We start from the raw sequence: 15,551 nt of genomic DNA, 5'->3' as shown, positions 1-15,551 counted from the left end.
GAGCCGGTCCCGGCCGGGACGTCGTCGTCGATCAGGCAGGCAGACCGGGCGTCACGGCGAGCAGCCCGGCCGCCGCCAGGGCGCCCCACAGCTCCTCGGGTACGACGACATCGGAGCGTCGTACCGTCTCGGTCACCTGCGCCTCGCTGCGGACGCCGACCACCGTCGACACCACGGCCGGGTGCTGGCGGACGAAGGCGAGCGCCGCCTGCGGCAGTGTCACCCCGTACGTCTCGCAGACGGTGGCGATCCGCCGCGCCCGCTCGATCAACTCCGCCGGGGCCTGCTCGTAGTTGTAGACGGCGTCGGCCGGCGGCCGGTCCCGCGACAGCAGCCCCGAGTTGTAGACGCCGGCGATGACGACGCCCACCCCCCGACTCTCGGCGGCCGGCAGCAGGTCGGCGGCGGCGCCCTGTTCGAGCAGGGTGTACCGCCCGGCGCACATCATCACGTCGACGTCGGTCTCCCGGACGAACCGGGCCAGCATCGCCGACTGGTTCATTCCGGCGCCGATCGCGCCCACGACGCCCTGGTCGCGCAGGTCGATCAGGGCGGGTACGGCCTCGTGCGCTGCCTGCTCCCAGTGGTCGTCCGGGTCGTGCAGGTAGACGACGTCGATCCGGTCCAGCCCGGTCCGCTCCAGGCTGGCCTCGATGGAGCGCAGCACGCCGTCGCGGCTGAAGTCCCACACCCGCCGGTGGGTGGCGGGCACGTCGAACCCGTCGGAGTCCCGCAGGTGCGCGTCCTCAGGCGACGGCACCAGAAGTCGCCCGACCTTCGTCGACACCACGTACTCGTCGCGCGGCCGTTGGCGCAACGCGACGCCGAGGCGGCGTTCGGACAGCCCGAGACCGTAGTGCGGCGCGGTGTCGAAGTAACGGACGCCCGCCTCCCACGCGGCGTCGACCGCCGAGGCGAACTCCTCGTCCGTCGTCGTCCGGTACAGGTTGCCCCCCTGGGCCGCGCCGAAGCCCAGCTCGGTGAGCCGTAGCTGCGGGCGGCGCGGCAGTGAACGCGCCATCATGAGGGCTCCAACCCGTAGACGCGGCGTGCCGTCCCACCCCAGACCGACGCCTGGTCGGCCCCGTTCCGGCCCTCCAGCAACTCGGCCAGGGTGTCGACCCACCGCTGGTACGAACTGGCGAGCAGGCAGACCGGCCAGTCCGAGCCGAACATCAGTCGCTCCGGCCCGAACGCGTCGAGGGCGTCCTCGACGGCGGGTCGAAGGTCAGCCGGCGTCCAGTGCGAGTGCGGCACCTCGGTCACCAGCCCGGAGAGCTTCGCCGTCGTGTTGGGCGAGGCCGCCAACGACCGCAGGTCACGGCTCCACTCGGCCATGTCTGGACTGCCGAGCGCGGGCTTGCCGAGGTGGTCGAGGACGAAGCTGACCTCGGGCAGGTCGCGCGTGAGACGCGCGGCCATGGGGAGTTGGTGTTGGCGTACCAGCAGGTCGAAGACGAGGCCGGCGGCGCCCACCGCCGCGATCCCCCGACGGACGTCGGGACGGTCCAGGTAGGCCGGGTCGGTCTCGGACTGGACGAGGTGGCGGATGCCGACGAGGCGTTCCCCGCCTCGGGCTGCCCGCAGACCGTCGAGGTGCTCCGCGACGTCGGCCGCGGTCAGGTCCACCCAGCCGACGACCCCACGGACCAGGGTGTCCTCGGCGGCCACTCCCAGCAGGTCGACCGTCTCCGTGTCGGAGGCGATGGACTGCACCACCACTGTCGCTGTGACCCCGGCCGCCCGGGCCGGCGGCGCGAGATCGGCGGGTTCGAAGTCGGCGTCGATGGCCGCCATGGTCACCGGGTCGATCCACGGCTGCGGGTGCCGCGCCCGGACCCAGAGGTGGTGGTGTGCGTCGACGATCCCGGCCTGCCCGGGCTCCTGCGCGCCCGTCATCGGCCCAACCAGCCGCCGTCGACGGGCAGCACCACGCCGTTGACGTAGTCCGACGCTGTCGACGCCAGGAACACGGTGGCACCGCCGAGATCGTCGGCCCGGCCCCACCGCCCGGCCGGGATCCGGCCGAGGATCGCCTGGTTGCGGTCGGGGTCGTCGCGCAGCGCCTGGGTGTTGTCGGTGGCGATGTAGCCGGGCGCGATGGCGTTGACGTTCACCCCGTGGGCCGCCCACTCGTTCGCCAGCGCCTTGGTGAGGCCGGCCACGCCTGACTTCGAGGCGGCGTAACCGGGGACGGTGATGCCGCCCTGGAAACTCAACAGCGACGCGGTGAAGATGATCTTTCCTCGGCCGCGCTCGACCATCGTCCGGCCGATCTCCCGGCTGAGGATGAACTGGCTGCTGAGGTTGACCTCGATCACGTGGTCCCACATCTCGTCCGGGTGCTCGGCGGCCGGGGTCCGGGCGATCGTGCCACCGTTGTTCACCAGGATGTCGACCGGCCCGAGAGCGGTGATGTCGCTCGCCAAGCGGTGCACTGCCGCCCGGTCGCCGAGGTCCGCCCGCAGCCCCGTGAACCGGCGGCCGGTCGCGCGCACCCGGCGTTCGACCTCGCTGCCCTCCGCTTCGAGCTGGGCGGAGACCCCCACGATGTCGGCGCCGGCCAGGGCCAGGGCCTCGGCCATGGCGAGGCCGATACCGCGCCGCGCCCCGGTCACGACGGCGGTCTGGCCGGACAGGTCGAACAACGCCGTCACTGGTTTCCCTCCCGCACATCGAGCAGCACCTTCATGACGCCGCCACCCTCCAGCGCCTCGAAGGCCGCGCTGGCCGCCTCGACCGGCTCGACCCGGGAGATCAGCCGCTGTGCCGGGATGGCACCCGAGGCGACCAATCGGATCGCCTCCACCATGTCGTCGCGCTGATACAGCCGGGCACCCAGGAGTTCCAGCTCACGCCAGAAGAACCGGTGCAGGTTGACCTCGCGGGGCTGAGGATGGATCGCCACCATGACCAGCCGCCCACGGGTGGTCAGGACGTCGACAGCAGTGGTGACGCCGGCCGGTGCGCCGGACACCTCGAAGGCGATGTCGGCGCCCGCGCCATCGGTACGGTCGTTGACCAGCGCCACGACGTCGGTCGCTCGCGGGTCGACGGCCTCGATCCCGACCCCCTCCGCCACCTCGCGTCGGAACGGGTCCGGCTCGACGAGGAGCACCCGCGCGCCACGGCCCCGGGCGACGGTGGCGATGAGGACGCCGACCGGCCCACCACCGACCACGACGACCTGGTCGTCGGCGGTCACGTTCCCCCGGCGTACGTCGTGCACGGCGACCGCCACCGGCTCGACGAGCGCCGCGTGGTCGAGGGGCAACTCCTCGGGAAGCGGCAGGACCAGTTCCACCGGCACCGTCCAGGAGGACTGCATGGCACCCGGTGAGTCGATGCCGAGGAAGTTCATCGCGTGGCAGACGTGTGAGTTGCCCCGCTGGCAGGCGGCGCAGCGCCCGCAGGGCCGGGTCGGCATCACGGTGACGGCCTGACCGATGTTCCAGCCGGTCACGCCGTCGCCGACGGCCGCGATCCGCCCGGACATCTCGTGCCCGATGATCGCGGAGTCACCAACCCGGGCGTCCATGTCCCCGTGGTAGATGTGCAGATCCGTACCGCAGATGCCGGTGTAGGCCACCTCGATCCGTACCTGGCCGGGGCCCGGTGGCTCCGGGTCGCGGTTCTCGATTCCGAGGTGTCGCGCTCCCCGGTAGACGACTGCCTTCATCGTTCCTCCGTCTCGACGGTCGGTACGTCGGTCGTGCCGACCGGGCATGGGCGTGGGTGCATCGCCGTCGCGATGCACCCACGCCCTTCCTTCTCTGGTGCTCAGCTCAGTGCCGTACGGTCGGCGACACCTCGTTGCGGGAGTTCAGCGACACGACAGGCACCTGGCGGGTGGGGATCACCCCGTCGACTCCGGCCAGCAGCCGTCGTCCGGCCCGCTCCGGCCGGACGTTGGGGCTGTCGGCCGTCTGCGCCTGCGGGCGGCGGTTGACCGCCCGGATCCGCTCCTCGTCCACCCGGACTCCGAGACCGGGTGCGTCGCCGAGGATGAAGGCGCCATCCTCGACGTGCAGGTCGATGGAGACACCAACGGGTGTGTGCAGGTCCTGCAACTCGCTGGTCAGGTGGTTCGGCACCGAGGTCGCGGCGTGCAGCAGCCCGACGGGGCTGTTGCCGATCGGGCTGACCGGCAGGTCGTGGGCATGGGCCAGGGCGGACGCCCGCAGGAAGTGGGTGACCCCCCAGACGGCCGCCATCTGGACGATGTCGACAGCACCTGCGGCGATCAGCGGACGGTACTGTTCGAGCCCGGTCAGGTTCTCACCGGTGGCGACCGACGCGGACACGCCTCGGCTGACCGCGGCGAGACCCTCGGCGTCCCAGCGCCTGACCGGCTCCTCGATCCAGATGAGGTCCAGGGTGCGTTCCAGCTCGCAGACGTGTCGGACGGCCTGCTTGCGGGTCCACGCCTCGTTGACGTCGAGCATCAGGCCGGGCCGCCGGCCGTGCCCGGCCTCGGTCAGAACCTCTCTGACCAGGCTGAGGCGGTGTCGATCGCGCTCGATGTCGAGGCCGCCCTTGAGCTTTGCCGCCCGAAGGCCGTGGCTCGCGTAGACCTCGTACTCGGCCACGAGCTCGTCGTCGGTGAGCCCGATGTCCAGGCCGGAGGCGTAGGCGGTGACCCGCCGGTCCCGTCCGCCCAGCAGTCGCCACAGCGGCTCGCCGGCGGCCTGCGCCTTGATGTCCCACAGCGCGGTGTCCAGAGCGCCGATGGTGCCGAACACCGGGCCGGCGTGGCCGGCCTTGAAGGTGTGCCGCAACATGCGGTCGTACAGGGACGTCACGGCACGGGGGTCTTCGCCCTCGATGGCTGGGAAGATCCGCTCGATCTCGACGTGCGGCCCGAGGCCGACGCCCGTGATGCCCTCGTCGGTGTCGACGAGGACGATCGAGACCGGGACCACCCCGTCGGAGAACACGCCGTTGGCGTCGCCGACGGGGCGCCCCCATTCCTGGACCGTGGTGAGCGTCCGATATCCCGTGATCCGCATGTCAACCCTTCGTGGAACCGGCGGCGACGCCGTCGGCAATTTGGCGCTGGAGGAACAGGTAGACCAATAGGACGGGTATGGCGGCGATCAGCACCCCGGACGCGAAGGTGGGGATGTTGTCGCTGTACTGCCCTCGCAACGAGGTCACCCCGATCATGAGCGTCCGGTTCTCGGCCGAGGGCATCATCACCAACGCCATGAGGACGTCGTTCCAGCAGAACAGGGCGTTGAGGATGCCGACCGACAGCAGCGCCGGGGTGCCCAGTGGCAGCATGATCCGGCGATACACGCCGTACACGGTGTTGCCGTCGATCCGGGCGGCGTCGACGATCTCCGGTGGGATGCCCTTGTAGTAGCTCGTCATCAGGAAGACGGTGAAGGGCAGGAACTGGGCCACGTAGACGAGGATCAGACCCGGGTACGTGTCGATCAGCGCGGTGTCGGCCATGATCCGGGCGAGCGGCACCATGATCACCTGGAACGGGATGAAGAGCCCCGCGAGGCAGCCCAGGAACAACGCCGACGAGCCGCGGAACCGCAACTGGCTCAGCGCGAAGCCGGCCATCGACCCGAGCAGGAGCAGCAGCAGCACCGACGACGTCACCACGACCAGCGAGTTGACGAAGTAGCGGCCCATTCCGACGCTGGTCCACGCCGTGCTGATGTTCTCCCATTGCAGGGTGCTGGTCAGGCCGAACCGGTCCAGGATGTAGTCCCGGCGGGTCTTCAACGCGACGTTCGCGGTGAAGAGCAGGGGGTAGATCGTCGCCACCGCGAGCAGTGACATCGGAATGGCGATCATCCACCGTCCCAGTCGGACGCGGGACATCAGTCCACCTTTCCCGATCGTTCGAGCAGTTTGATCTGCAACATTCCCACCACGAGCATGATCGCGAAGAGGATCGTGGACGCGGCGGACGCGAGAGCCGGGCGGTTCATCTGGCCCTGCTGGATCCAGATGTAGTACTCCGGCAGGTATGTCGAGCCCTCCGGGCCGCCGCTGGTCATCACGAAGAGCAGCCCGAACATCGAGGTCAGCATCCCGATCATCGTGGTCACGAAGACGAACTGGATGGTCCGGGCGAGGCTCGGGATGATCACGTGCCAGACGACCTGGCGCAGCGAGGCGCCGTCCACCCGGGCGGCGTCGAGCAGCGCGGCGTCCAGCGTGGCGAAGCCGGCGAGGAACACCACCAGCGCCATCCCGAAGGTGGCCCAGATGTGCACGCCCACCACCATGAACATCGCGACGTCCGGGTTGCCGAGCCAGTCCACCGGACCGACACCGATCGACCCGAGCACGGCGTTCAGGGGGCCGTCGAAGGCGAGCAGCAGGTTGAAGATCGCCCCGACGATGACCGGCGAGAGCACCGCCGGAAAGAAGTAGACGCTGCGGTAGAAGCGGTGGCCCGGCACTCGGAGGAAGATGAACGTGGCGAGGAGACCGGGGATCGCCACCGCCACCGGAAGCAGCAACACCAGCAGGCCGACGTTGCCCAGCGCGGTGCGGAACAACGGATCAGCGAACAGTTCCTGGTAGTTGCCGAACCCGACCGCTTCTCCGTTCCGGTCACCGTCGCCGGTGAAGGAGAAGTTGACCCCGAGGATCAGCGGGTAGAGCCGCATCGCCACGATGATCAGGACGGCCGGAGCGACCAGGATGTAGGGGGCGTAGCGCTCGGCCCCCAGGCCGCCACGGGTGCGACGGGGACGGGTGCCACCGCGGTGCGCGGGGGAGATGGCCGCCGGGCCGCCGGCCCGCCCGGCCGAAGCCAGGCGGACCGACGGTTGCGTGTTTCCGATCGGCACGAGGTCAGCCCGCCTGGTCGGAAGCGGCCAACTGCTTCACCACCTCGTCGACGGTGATCGAACCGCTGAGCAGCTGCTGGGAGAGGCGCCCCATCAGGTCGATCGTCTTCGAGTCGAGCGCGACGTGCAGAGCCGGCTTGCCGGTCTTCAGCTCGGCGACGATCGTGGAGGCAGCCGGGCCGGCCTGCGAGACGTCGATCGTGATGTCGGCGGCGATCGCGCCGGCGTCAGCGTAGAACGCCTTCAACGCGTCGGCCGAGGTCAGGGAGCGCACCAGGTCGGCGGCCACCTTCGGGTCCTTCGTCCACTTGGCCACGGCGTAGCCGATGCCACCGTCGTACGGCAGGCTCGGGGTGGTGCCGGCGGTGACGACCGGGGCCTTCATGACGCCGAGCTTCTCCGCGGTGAGGAACTCGTTGAAGGACTTCCAGTGCCCGACGTCGGACATGAGGCCCATGACGTGGGCGGCCTTGCCGGACTGGAAGGCTGCGAAGGAGTCGTTGAACATCGCGGTCGAGTTGGCCCCGTCCGTGTTCATCTTCTTGACTCCGGTCTCCTTCCAGAGCTCGAAGATCCGCTTCACGTTGGGCGAGGTCCAGTCGCGCTTGCCGGTGATCCAGGCGTCGTACTCCGCGGCGGTGAGGGTCACCGACCCCATGCTGGAGAGCCAGAACTGGATGCCGACGCCTTCCTTGTTGCCGAGGGCGAAGCACTTGGAGCCGGCCTTGGCGATGGCGGCGCAGTCCGCGACGAACTTGTCCCAGGTGGCGGCCGGGCTGGCCGGGTCGAGGCCGGCCTTCCGGTAGATCTCCTTGTTGTAGTAGATCGGGTAGCCCTGCAGCGTCACCGGGCTGCCGTAGACCTTGCCGTCCTTGGTGAACGCGTCCCATCCGGCCAGCCGCTGCTTGTCCTCGGCGACGTAGTCGGTGATCGGCACCAACGCGTCCACCCGGTCGCGGATCTGGCCACCGCCGTTGAACATCATGACGTCGGGGCCCTTGCCGGACTGGATCGCCGCGCCGAGCAGGGTGTAGTACTGGTCGAACGGCTGCGCGACGAACTCGACCTCGACGTCGGCGTGCTTCTTCTTGAAGTCGGCCTTCGCCTTGTCCAGATAGGATTTGGCGAACGGTTCGCCGGATTTCCAGTCCCACACGACCAACTTGCCATCGGAGCTGGTCGATTTGCCCGAATCGCTAGCACTTCCACAACCGGCCAGGGCCAGGCCCACAACGAGGACGGCCGACCATATTGCGCGCTGTCTCATCAGTTGTCACCTCTATATGGGGGGTGGCCGGCGGGTGCCCCGCTAGCCAAATGTTGACCGGAAGGTAACTCGTATGACGTGTTACGTCAACGGTCGGCCGTACACTGATCCGGACGTCGTGCCACGGCGAGCCATCGGAGGGGGACATGACGCCACCGCAGGAAACGGCCCTGAACAGCCCGGGGACCCCGGCATGGGTGCGTCGGCCGACCAACCTCGCCAGGGCGGTCACCGCCGAACTGGTGGAGCGCATTGTCCTCGGCGTACACCCGTCCGGGTCGTCCCTACCCCCCGAGCCGATCCTCTGCGAGACCTTCGGCGTGAGCCGGACCGTCGTCCGGGAAGCAGTGAAGATCCTTCAGGAGAAGGGGCTGGTGCAGGTTCGCCAGGGCGCCGGCACCATGGTGACCCCACCGGCACACTGGGACATGCTCGACGAGCTGGTCCTCGCGGCGACCATCGCGGTGGACGACAGCCTCGCCATCCTTGATGACCTGGTCGTCACCCGGCGGGTGCTGGAGTCCGACATGGCGAACGTCGCCGCCCGCCACGCCGACGCCGAGACCGTCGATCGGCTGCGGGCCCTGGTGGACCGGATGGACGAACTCGTCGACGACCACGTCACCTACCACGACCACGACCGGGCCTTCCACGACACGATCATGCAGGCATCCGGCAACCGCATCGCTCGGGGCGTCGTACGCGCGCTGGAGAGCCAGGTCATCAACACCGCCCGCTACATGGGCCGGACCGAGCGGGCGCTGTGCGTGGCGTCCAACCAGGGTCACCGACGCATCTACGAGCGCATCGCCGCCCACGACTCCAACGGCGCCGCCGAGGCGATGTTCACCCACATCACCGAGGCCTGGCTGGTCCGCCGCAGTGGCTCGGGGAGCCCCGACCGCCTCGAACGCTGATCGTCACGGGCAACGGACGGCGCCCGCCCCCGAGGAACGGGAGCAGGCGCCGCCAGCTGAGGCCGACAAGAGTCACGAGAACTGGGCGAAGAACCTCCAGATCTCACCCTTGGTCCAGGTCGTGATGCCACTCTCGGCGTAGGTGCCGTCCACCGGGCCGGGCATGTGGCCGTTGTCGTACGCGGCCCACTGCACCGGGTACCCGGACCTGCAGCCGGAGTAGACGGTGGTGATGTGGGTGCGGCTGCCGCCGGCCGGCTCGCGCGGGCTCTGCGCGGTGCAACCGTTGTTACGGACGAAGGTGTCGCGCAGCGCCCTGCCCTGGGAGATGTTCAGGACGTTGTCAGTGATGCCGTGCAGCCCGAAGTACGCGATCGGCTGCGTACCGCCGCTGCACCCGCTGATCTGCGCGCCGGAGATGACCGCGACTGCCCGGAAGACGTTGGCTCGGGCGCAGGCGACGGCGTAGCTCATGCCGCCACCCCAACTGAAGCCGAGCGCGAACCGCTGCCTCGGGTTGACGCAGAGGCTGCTCTCGATCCGGCTGATCATGTCGTCGACGAAGGTGATGTCCTCACCGCCGGAGTTGCCCCAGCCGTTGCCGAACCCCTGGGGCGCCACCAGGATGGCGCTGTTGTTCGACTGCTCCTGCTGCCCGTAGTAGGACCAGGCGGTCCCGCTGGTGCCGCCGGAGGAGATCTCCTGCATGGTGCCGCCCCGCCAGTGGAAGGCGAAGATCAGCCGATAGGGGTTGCTGTTGTTGTAGTTGGCGGGCACCCGGAGGATGAAGGTCCGGCTCTTGCCGTTGCTCTGGATCGTGTGCGTGCCGCTGGCCAGCGTCGGCGCCTTGCCGCACCCGCTACCACCCGTGGGTGGAGGGGTGGTGCCACCGCCGACGGCGACGAGCTGCCACTGCTGGTTGTTGCCGCCCCAGTCGGCGTACTGGACGATGTTTCCGCCGTCGGCGGTGGAAGAGCCCTGCACCTCGACCGCCTTGTTGCTGTTGCGGTTGATCAGCCGAACGTAGCCGCCGTCCGAGTCGGCCAGCCGGAACTGCTGGTTCGTCCCGTTGAGGTCGGACCACTGCACGATCGCGCCGCCGTCAGCGGTGGAGAAACCACTGACGTCGAGCACCTTGCCCGAGAGCCGCGACTTGATCCGGTAGTAGCCACCCCCGGAGTCCACGAACTGCCACTGCTGGTTGAGGCCGTTGTTGCGCGTCCACTGGCTGATCCGCGCCCCGTCGTTGGTGGCCGAGGCGTAAAGGTCCAGCGCCTTGCCGCTGTTGCGGTTCACCAGCACGTAGGAGGCGTTGGTGTCCACTGTGGCTGCCGCCGCGGGCGCCGCGTTGACAGCGACGAGTGCGCTGGCTGCCATGGCCGCGGCCGCCGCCGCGGCCAACCCTGAACGCCAGCGAGATCTGTGCCGAGAGGCGGGACGAGCCTCTACGAGGGCTTTCATGGTCCACTCCTTCGATCGGGGTCACCCACGAGCGGGAGCGCCCGCGCGTGCCGTGGCGTGCGTACCGGCGTCCTGGTGGTGGCGTCAGCACGTCTGGGGTGTTGTGTGCGGGCAACCCGCGGGCAACGGCGCACGTCGATGGCGATGCCACGATCCGGGCTTCGTGGCAGGCCGCGCCGAACTGCGCGGTATGACGTCCTGGCTCCCGGTGGCCGGGTGACCCGCGGGGTGAAAATTAGCGGGTAATACGTCATACGTCAAACGATTGCCATCGATCTGCGCGATCATGCCAAGCGGCGACCTGACGGTTACGGCGGCCCGCCCCGGATGGGGCGGGCCGCCACTCGTCACACCTCGCCGGGGGCGGGCGCCGGCCGGATCCCGAGCAGCCGGCAGCTCCCGCTCCCCCGGTCGATGGCGCCGGTCGTCAGCCGATCCGGACCAGTTGCCACTGCTGGTTGTTGCCGCCCCAGTCGGCGTACTGGACGATGTTTCCGCCGTCGGCGGTGGAAGAACCCTGCACCTCGACCGCCTTGTTGCTGTTGCGGTTGATCAGACGTACGTAGCCGTCGGCCGAGTTCGCGAGTCGGAACTGCTGGTTCGTCCCGTTGAGGTCGGACCACTGCACGATCGCGCCGCCGTCAGCGGTGGAGAAGCCGCTGACGTCGAGCACCTTGCTGGAGTTGCGGGACTTCACCCGGTAGTAGCCACTGCCCGAGTCGACGAACTGCCACTGCTGGTTGACGCCGTTGTTGCGCGTCCACTGGCTGATCCGCGCCCCGTCGTTGGTGGCCGAGGCGTACACGTCCAGCGCCTTGCCGCTGTTGCGGTTCAACAACACGTACCAGGCGCTGGTGTCCACGCCGGAGCCCGGCGGGGGCGTGGTGGGCGGGGTCGAGCCGCCGTTGAGGGCGTCCAGGACGGCGGTGTACGCGGCCTTCTTGTTGCCGTTGCAGTCGAACAGCAGCGCGTTGTCCGAGCCACGCCACGAGTCGCAGTCCCGTACACCCCAGGTGGTGATGCCGGTGCAGCGCGAGACGGCCAGGCAGGCGCGGGTGACGGCGCCGTAGATGTTGGCCTGGTTGCCGCCGGTCATCACGTCCAGCTCGGTGATCTGGACGTCCACGCCGAGGTCGGCGAACCGCTGGAGGTTGGCCTGGTAGTCACCGGCCAGCGAGGTGCCCAGGTGCGACTGGAAACCCACGCAGTCGATCGGCACGCCACGGGACTTGAAGTCCCGCACCATGTTGTAGATCCCGGTCGACTTCGCGTTGACCCCGTCGGTGTTGTAGTCGTTGTAACACAACTTCGCACCCGGATCCGCCGCCCGCGCCGCCCGGAAGGCCGCCTCGATCCAGTCGTTGCCGGTGCGCTGCATGTTGGAGTCACGCCGCCCACCCGAACCACCGTCGGCGAACGCCTCGTTCACCACGTCCCAGGCGTAGATCTTCCCCCGGTAGTGCGTGGCGACCTGGGTGACGTGGTTGATCATCGCGTTGCGCAACGCGCTGCCCGACATGCCCTGCGCCCAGCCCGGCTGCTGCGCGTGCCACAACAGGGTGTGACCCCGCACGCTCATGCCGTTGGCCTGCGCGTGACTGACCAGGCGGTCACCACTGGAGTAGGTGAAGGTGCCCTGCTGCGGCTCGGTGGAGCTCCACTTCATCTCGTTCTCGGCCACGACACTGTTGAACTCACGGTTCAAAATCGTCGTGTATGCGCTGGTCGACAGCTTGCCGACGGCGACAGCCGCGCCGAAGTAGCGGCCCTTCTCGGCGGCGGCCGCCTTCAGGGTCGTGCCGGCACCGGATGCGGGGGTCAGCGCCACCGTCATACCGGTGGTGAGGGCGACGGCCATGGTCGCCGCCGCCAGCATCGTTCTCATGGGTTTCATGGCGTTCCTTTTCAGTGGTTGCATCGGTGGTGGTGATGTGCCACTTCGCTCGGAACAGCTGATCGGGGCGGTCCTCCTGGCCGCCCGGCATCAGCACGCACAGTCCGAGAGGGCTGTCGCCGGCGCCTGCCGGGTCCCGAGGTAACGTCCGCATGCCCTTGCGGACGTCGTGATCGGTGGGCCGATCGGTACGGCTCGCCCGGTGAGCCGAGACAGCGATCGTCCTCTATATCGAGAGTGAGCGATAACATGCCGTTCGTCAAGACGTAACGGGCCGTTCACGCCGATCTCCCGGAACGCCGCGTTTCGCCCGGTACCAAACGCCCTGGGTGACAGTGCTCAACCGCCGCGCGACCAGCGGACGAGTCTCACCACCGCGCCAAGGAGACCGCTTCAGAGGGCAATCCTGTTATCGCTCACAGTCGTCACCCGACAGCAACTGCCCAACGGCTCACGAACACCCGGTGGCCGTGGCACTCGCAGACGGCTGCGCCGGGTCGGCATCGGCGCGTATGCCCGCGACGAGGTCGGCGGTGGTGTGCGCCTCGATGCCGGGCTGAGCGGCGTCGGCGAACCGCTCGACGACCGCCCGGACGTGTCGTTCGGCGGGTGCGGCGAGGCCGTCGTAGACGGCCTCGAACAGCTCCCGCGCCGGCTGCCTGAGCCACTCCCGTGGAAGGAGTTCCACCGGCAGCTGGGGGTCGAGGACGGGGAAACGTCGGAAGGTGTCCATGACCTCGGTCCGGGCCCGCACCGCCGCGGCACCGTCGACCTGCCCGGTCGCCACGGCGGGCAACAGTGGCGTCCAACGACGCAGGAACGCGTCGTAGCTCCGGCTGATCGCCTCGATGTCCCAGGCCTCGATCGGCGCACGGTGAATGGTCGAGGCGAGCGCGGTCTGCCGCCCACGAAACACCGTTACCGCGCCGAGGGTGAGCTGGTCGAGCTGGGCCCGAGCCGCGGGGGTCAACTTCTGCGGCGAGATCCACAGCCCGTCGTACAGCGGCGCGTAACCGAGCCACCGAAGTTGCGCCCGCAGCGCCCGGCGCTGCGTACTGCGGTCCTGCGGCAGCGAGAAGGCGACGATCGTCCAGCTACCGTCCCACCGGCCCGTCGAGGTGGTGGAGGCGAGAATCCAGTGCCCTCCGGCGGAGAGATTGGCGGCGGCTGCGCGGCTGAGCCGGTAGGAGCTTCGTCGCCCCAGTCGACTGCCCTCCAACACGCCACGGCGGGCCAACCGGCTGATCGCGGTCCGCGCTCCGGCCGTCGTCACGCCGGTCTCGGCGAGCAACGCGACGATGGCGGCGGACGGCAGGGCGACCCGGGTCCGCAGCGTGTAGTCGGCCAACAGGGTCACCGCGACGCCCTGCGGTGAGTTGCCGACCTGCCGGCGGGGCAGCCGGAGTGGGCGGTCGCCGTCGTCCGGATAGATCTCGTCGATGTCGAAGAGGCTTGCCACAGGCGCTCCGTGCTCCTCGGGGACGGTATGACGACTGTAGACGGACGGGCGTGACCCACCACAAATAGAGATTCCTCGATTGACACTTGTTGGTCCGGGGGGAACACTAATTGCCACGCGACGCCATCCGAAGCCGGGCTGGGCGAACCACAGGTAGCGGGCAACGTGCGATCACCGCGGGAGTCGGGCAGACCCGCAACCGGATCGCACGACCAATCCAGCCTGCACAGGCAATCGAAGGAGTCGTGCGGTGAAAATCAGAAGGAAACTGCTACTCACGCTGGCCGCGTCACTGGTCGCGGCCGGCCTGGTGGCCCCCACGGTCGGGCCCGCGTACGCGGCGTCACTGACCGAGGTGACCAGCTTCGGCGACAACCCGGGCCGGATGCGCATGCACGTCTACGTGCCGGACAACCGCCCCGCCCGGCCGGCGGTCGTGGTGGCGATGCACGGCTGCGGCGGATCCGGCCCCGGGTTCTACTCCGGAAGCGAGTTCGCCAGCCAGGCCGACCGGTACGGATACATCGTGATCTACCCGTCCGCGACCCAGCAGGCCGGCTTCGGCAACTGCTTCGACACCTGGTCGGACGCCGCCAAGCGGCGTGGTGGGGGCAGCGACCCGGTGTCGATCATCAGCATGATCCGGTACGTGCAACAGCAGTACTCGGCCGACCCGGAGCGGGTCTACGCCACCGGCAGCTCATCCGGCGGCATGATGACGAACCACATGCTGGCCCTCTATCCCGACGTGTTCAAGGCCGGCGCCGCGTTCATGGGCGTGCCGTACAACTGCTTCGCCAATGCGGCGGACTACCCGCCCGGCAGCAGCCAGTGCACCGGCGGGAACATGAACCGGACTCCCCAGCAGTGGGGTGACGCGGTACGCCAGGCATACCCCGGCTACTCCGGGCCACGGCCGCGGGTGCAGCTGTGGCACGGCACCAGCGACACGCTCGTGCCGTACTCGCTGTTGCAGGAGACGATCGAGCAGTGGACCAACGTGTTCGGGCTGAGCCAGACACCCACCTCCACCGACACGCCCCAGGCCAACTGGAACCGGCGCCGGTACGCCGACAGCAGCGGCACCGTCCAGGTCGAGGCGTACAGCATCCAGGGTGCCGGGCACAGCCTGCCCTCCGGAGGGATGGCCGCGTCCGCCATCGCGTTCTTCGGACTGACAAACACCACGACCCCGCCCCCGACCACCCCGCCCCCGACCACCCCGCCGCCCACCACCCCGCCCCCGACCACGCCGCCGCCGGCCTCCGGCGCCTGCCGGGTGACGGTCGCCATCAACGCCTGGAACACCGGTCTGACCGAGAACATCACCGTCACGAACACCAGCACCAGCGCCGTCAACGGCTGGTCCGTGGTCTTCACCCTGCCCAGCGGTCAGACCATCACCTCGGGCTGGAACGCCACCTACTCGCCCAACTCGGGGCAGGTGACAGCCCGCAACGTCGCCTACAACGGCGGCATCCCCGCCAACGGCTCGGTGAGCTTCGGCTTCCAGGCCAACCACAGCGGTAACAACGCCCGACCGTCTTCGTTCACCCTCAACGGCGCGTCCTGCACCGTCGCCTGAGACCAGGTCGATGTCCACGCGAGCGTGGGGGGGGGGGCCCCCCGGGGGGGGGGGGGCCCCCCCCCGCGCGCCCGGGGTGGTAAAGAAGGGAGAGAGGCGGAACACCCCCGACCGGCCCGACCGGAAGGATACGCTCCCGCCCGCATAACA

13 protein-coding genes are annotated in these 15,551 nt (G+C 69.2%); 2 read left to right on the top strand and 11 right to left on the bottom strand.

What is annotated here, in order from left to right:
- Positions 1-31: 31 nt before the first annotated feature.
- From ACFYPG_RS18075 to ACFYPG_RS18040, 8 genes are all read right to left on the bottom strand, one after another.
- Complete coding sequence (locus tag ACFYPG_RS18075; protein ID WP_387352924.1) at positions 32-1,024, bottom strand: aldo/keto reductase; 993 nt, start codon at positions 1,022-1,024, stop codon at positions 32-34.
- Positions 1,021-1,899: an amidohydrolase family protein gene (locus ACFYPG_RS18070; RefSeq protein ID WP_387352922.1), complete on the bottom strand. Its 879-nt coding sequence runs from the start codon at positions 1,897-1,899 to the stop codon at positions 1,021-1,023. Before ACFYPG_RS18070 ends, ACFYPG_RS18075 begins: the two co-directional genes overlap by 4 nt.
- Entirely contained in the window at positions 1,896-2,657 is a 762-nt protein-coding gene (locus ACFYPG_RS18065; RefSeq protein ID WP_357235071.1) for an SDR family NAD(P)-dependent oxidoreductase, read from the bottom strand. The genes ACFYPG_RS18070 and ACFYPG_RS18065 overlap by 4 nt, the downstream gene beginning before the upstream one ends.
- The gene (locus ACFYPG_RS18060) at positions 2,654-3,679 is read right to left on the bottom strand and encodes an alcohol dehydrogenase catalytic domain-containing protein (RefSeq protein ID WP_357262124.1); all 1,026 of its coding nucleotides are present in this window, start codon (positions 3,677-3,679) and stop codon (positions 2,654-2,656) included. The genes ACFYPG_RS18065 and ACFYPG_RS18060 overlap by 4 nt, the downstream gene beginning before the upstream one ends.
- Before the next feature lie 106 nt (positions 3,680-3,785).
- On the bottom strand, positions 3,786-5,009 hold the full coding sequence (locus tag ACFYPG_RS18055) for a mandelate racemase/muconate lactonizing enzyme family protein (protein WP_355006930.1): 1,224 nt from the start codon (positions 5,007-5,009) through the stop codon (positions 3,786-3,788).
- A 1-nt stretch (position 5,010) separates the two neighbouring features.
- Positions 5,011-5,838: a carbohydrate ABC transporter permease gene (locus tag ACFYPG_RS18050; RefSeq protein ID WP_355006931.1), complete on the bottom strand. Its 828-nt coding sequence runs from the start codon at positions 5,836-5,838 to the stop codon at positions 5,011-5,013.
- Entirely contained in the window at positions 5,838-6,818 is a 981-nt protein-coding gene (locus tag ACFYPG_RS18045; protein ID WP_355006932.1) for a sugar ABC transporter permease, read from the bottom strand. Before ACFYPG_RS18045 ends, ACFYPG_RS18050 begins: the two co-directional genes overlap by 1 nt.
- Positions 6,819-6,822: 4 nt before the next feature.
- Positions 6,823-7,974, bottom strand: a complete 1,152-nt coding sequence (locus tag ACFYPG_RS18040; RefSeq protein WP_355007082.1) for an extracellular solute-binding protein — start codon at positions 7,972-7,974, stop codon at positions 6,823-6,825.
- 257 nt (positions 7,975-8,231) lie between these two features.
- Here ACFYPG_RS18040 and ACFYPG_RS18035 point away from each other — a divergent pair, with 257 nt between their 5' ends.
- Positions 8,232-9,002, top strand: a complete 771-nt coding sequence (locus ACFYPG_RS18035; RefSeq protein ID WP_355006933.1) for a FadR/GntR family transcriptional regulator — start codon at positions 8,232-8,234, stop codon at positions 9,000-9,002.
- Between the two features lie 72 nt (positions 9,003-9,074).
- Here the strand turns inward: ACFYPG_RS18035 and ACFYPG_RS18030 are convergent, their stop codons facing one another.
- The 3 genes from ACFYPG_RS18030 to ACFYPG_RS18020 form a co-directional block, all read right to left on the bottom strand.
- On the bottom strand, positions 9,075-10,463 hold the full coding sequence (locus tag ACFYPG_RS18030) for an RICIN domain-containing protein (RefSeq protein ID WP_387352919.1): 1,389 nt from the start codon (positions 10,461-10,463) through the stop codon (positions 9,075-9,077).
- A 427-nt stretch (positions 10,464-10,890) separates the two neighbouring features.
- A complete protein-coding gene (locus ACFYPG_RS18025) occupies positions 10,891-12,357 on the bottom strand; it encodes an endo-1,4-beta-xylanase (protein ID WP_355006935.1) in 1,467 nt (488 codons plus the stop codon).
- A gap of 451 nt (positions 12,358-12,808) precedes the next feature.
- On the bottom strand, positions 12,809-13,816 hold the full coding sequence (locus tag ACFYPG_RS18020) for a PaaX family transcriptional regulator C-terminal domain-containing protein (protein ID WP_387352917.1): 1,008 nt from the start codon (positions 13,814-13,816) through the stop codon (positions 12,809-12,811).
- A gap of 250 nt (positions 13,817-14,066) precedes the next feature.
- Here ACFYPG_RS18020 and ACFYPG_RS18015 point away from each other — a divergent pair, with 250 nt between their 5' ends.
- Positions 14,067-15,401 (top strand): PHB depolymerase family esterase, encoded by a 1,335-nt coding sequence (locus ACFYPG_RS18015; protein WP_387352915.1) that lies wholly within the window; start codon positions 14,067-14,069, stop codon positions 15,399-15,401.
- Positions 15,402-15,551: the final 150 nt, after the last annotated feature.

The organism is Micromonospora sp. NPDC005553, assembly GCF_042871765.1.
In the GTDB taxonomy this organism is placed as follows: domain Bacteria; phylum Actinomycetota; class Actinomycetes; order Mycobacteriales; family Micromonosporaceae; genus Micromonospora.
Note: the sequence above shows the minus strand (reverse complement) of the source record. Positions and strands in the feature narration are given on the sequence as shown.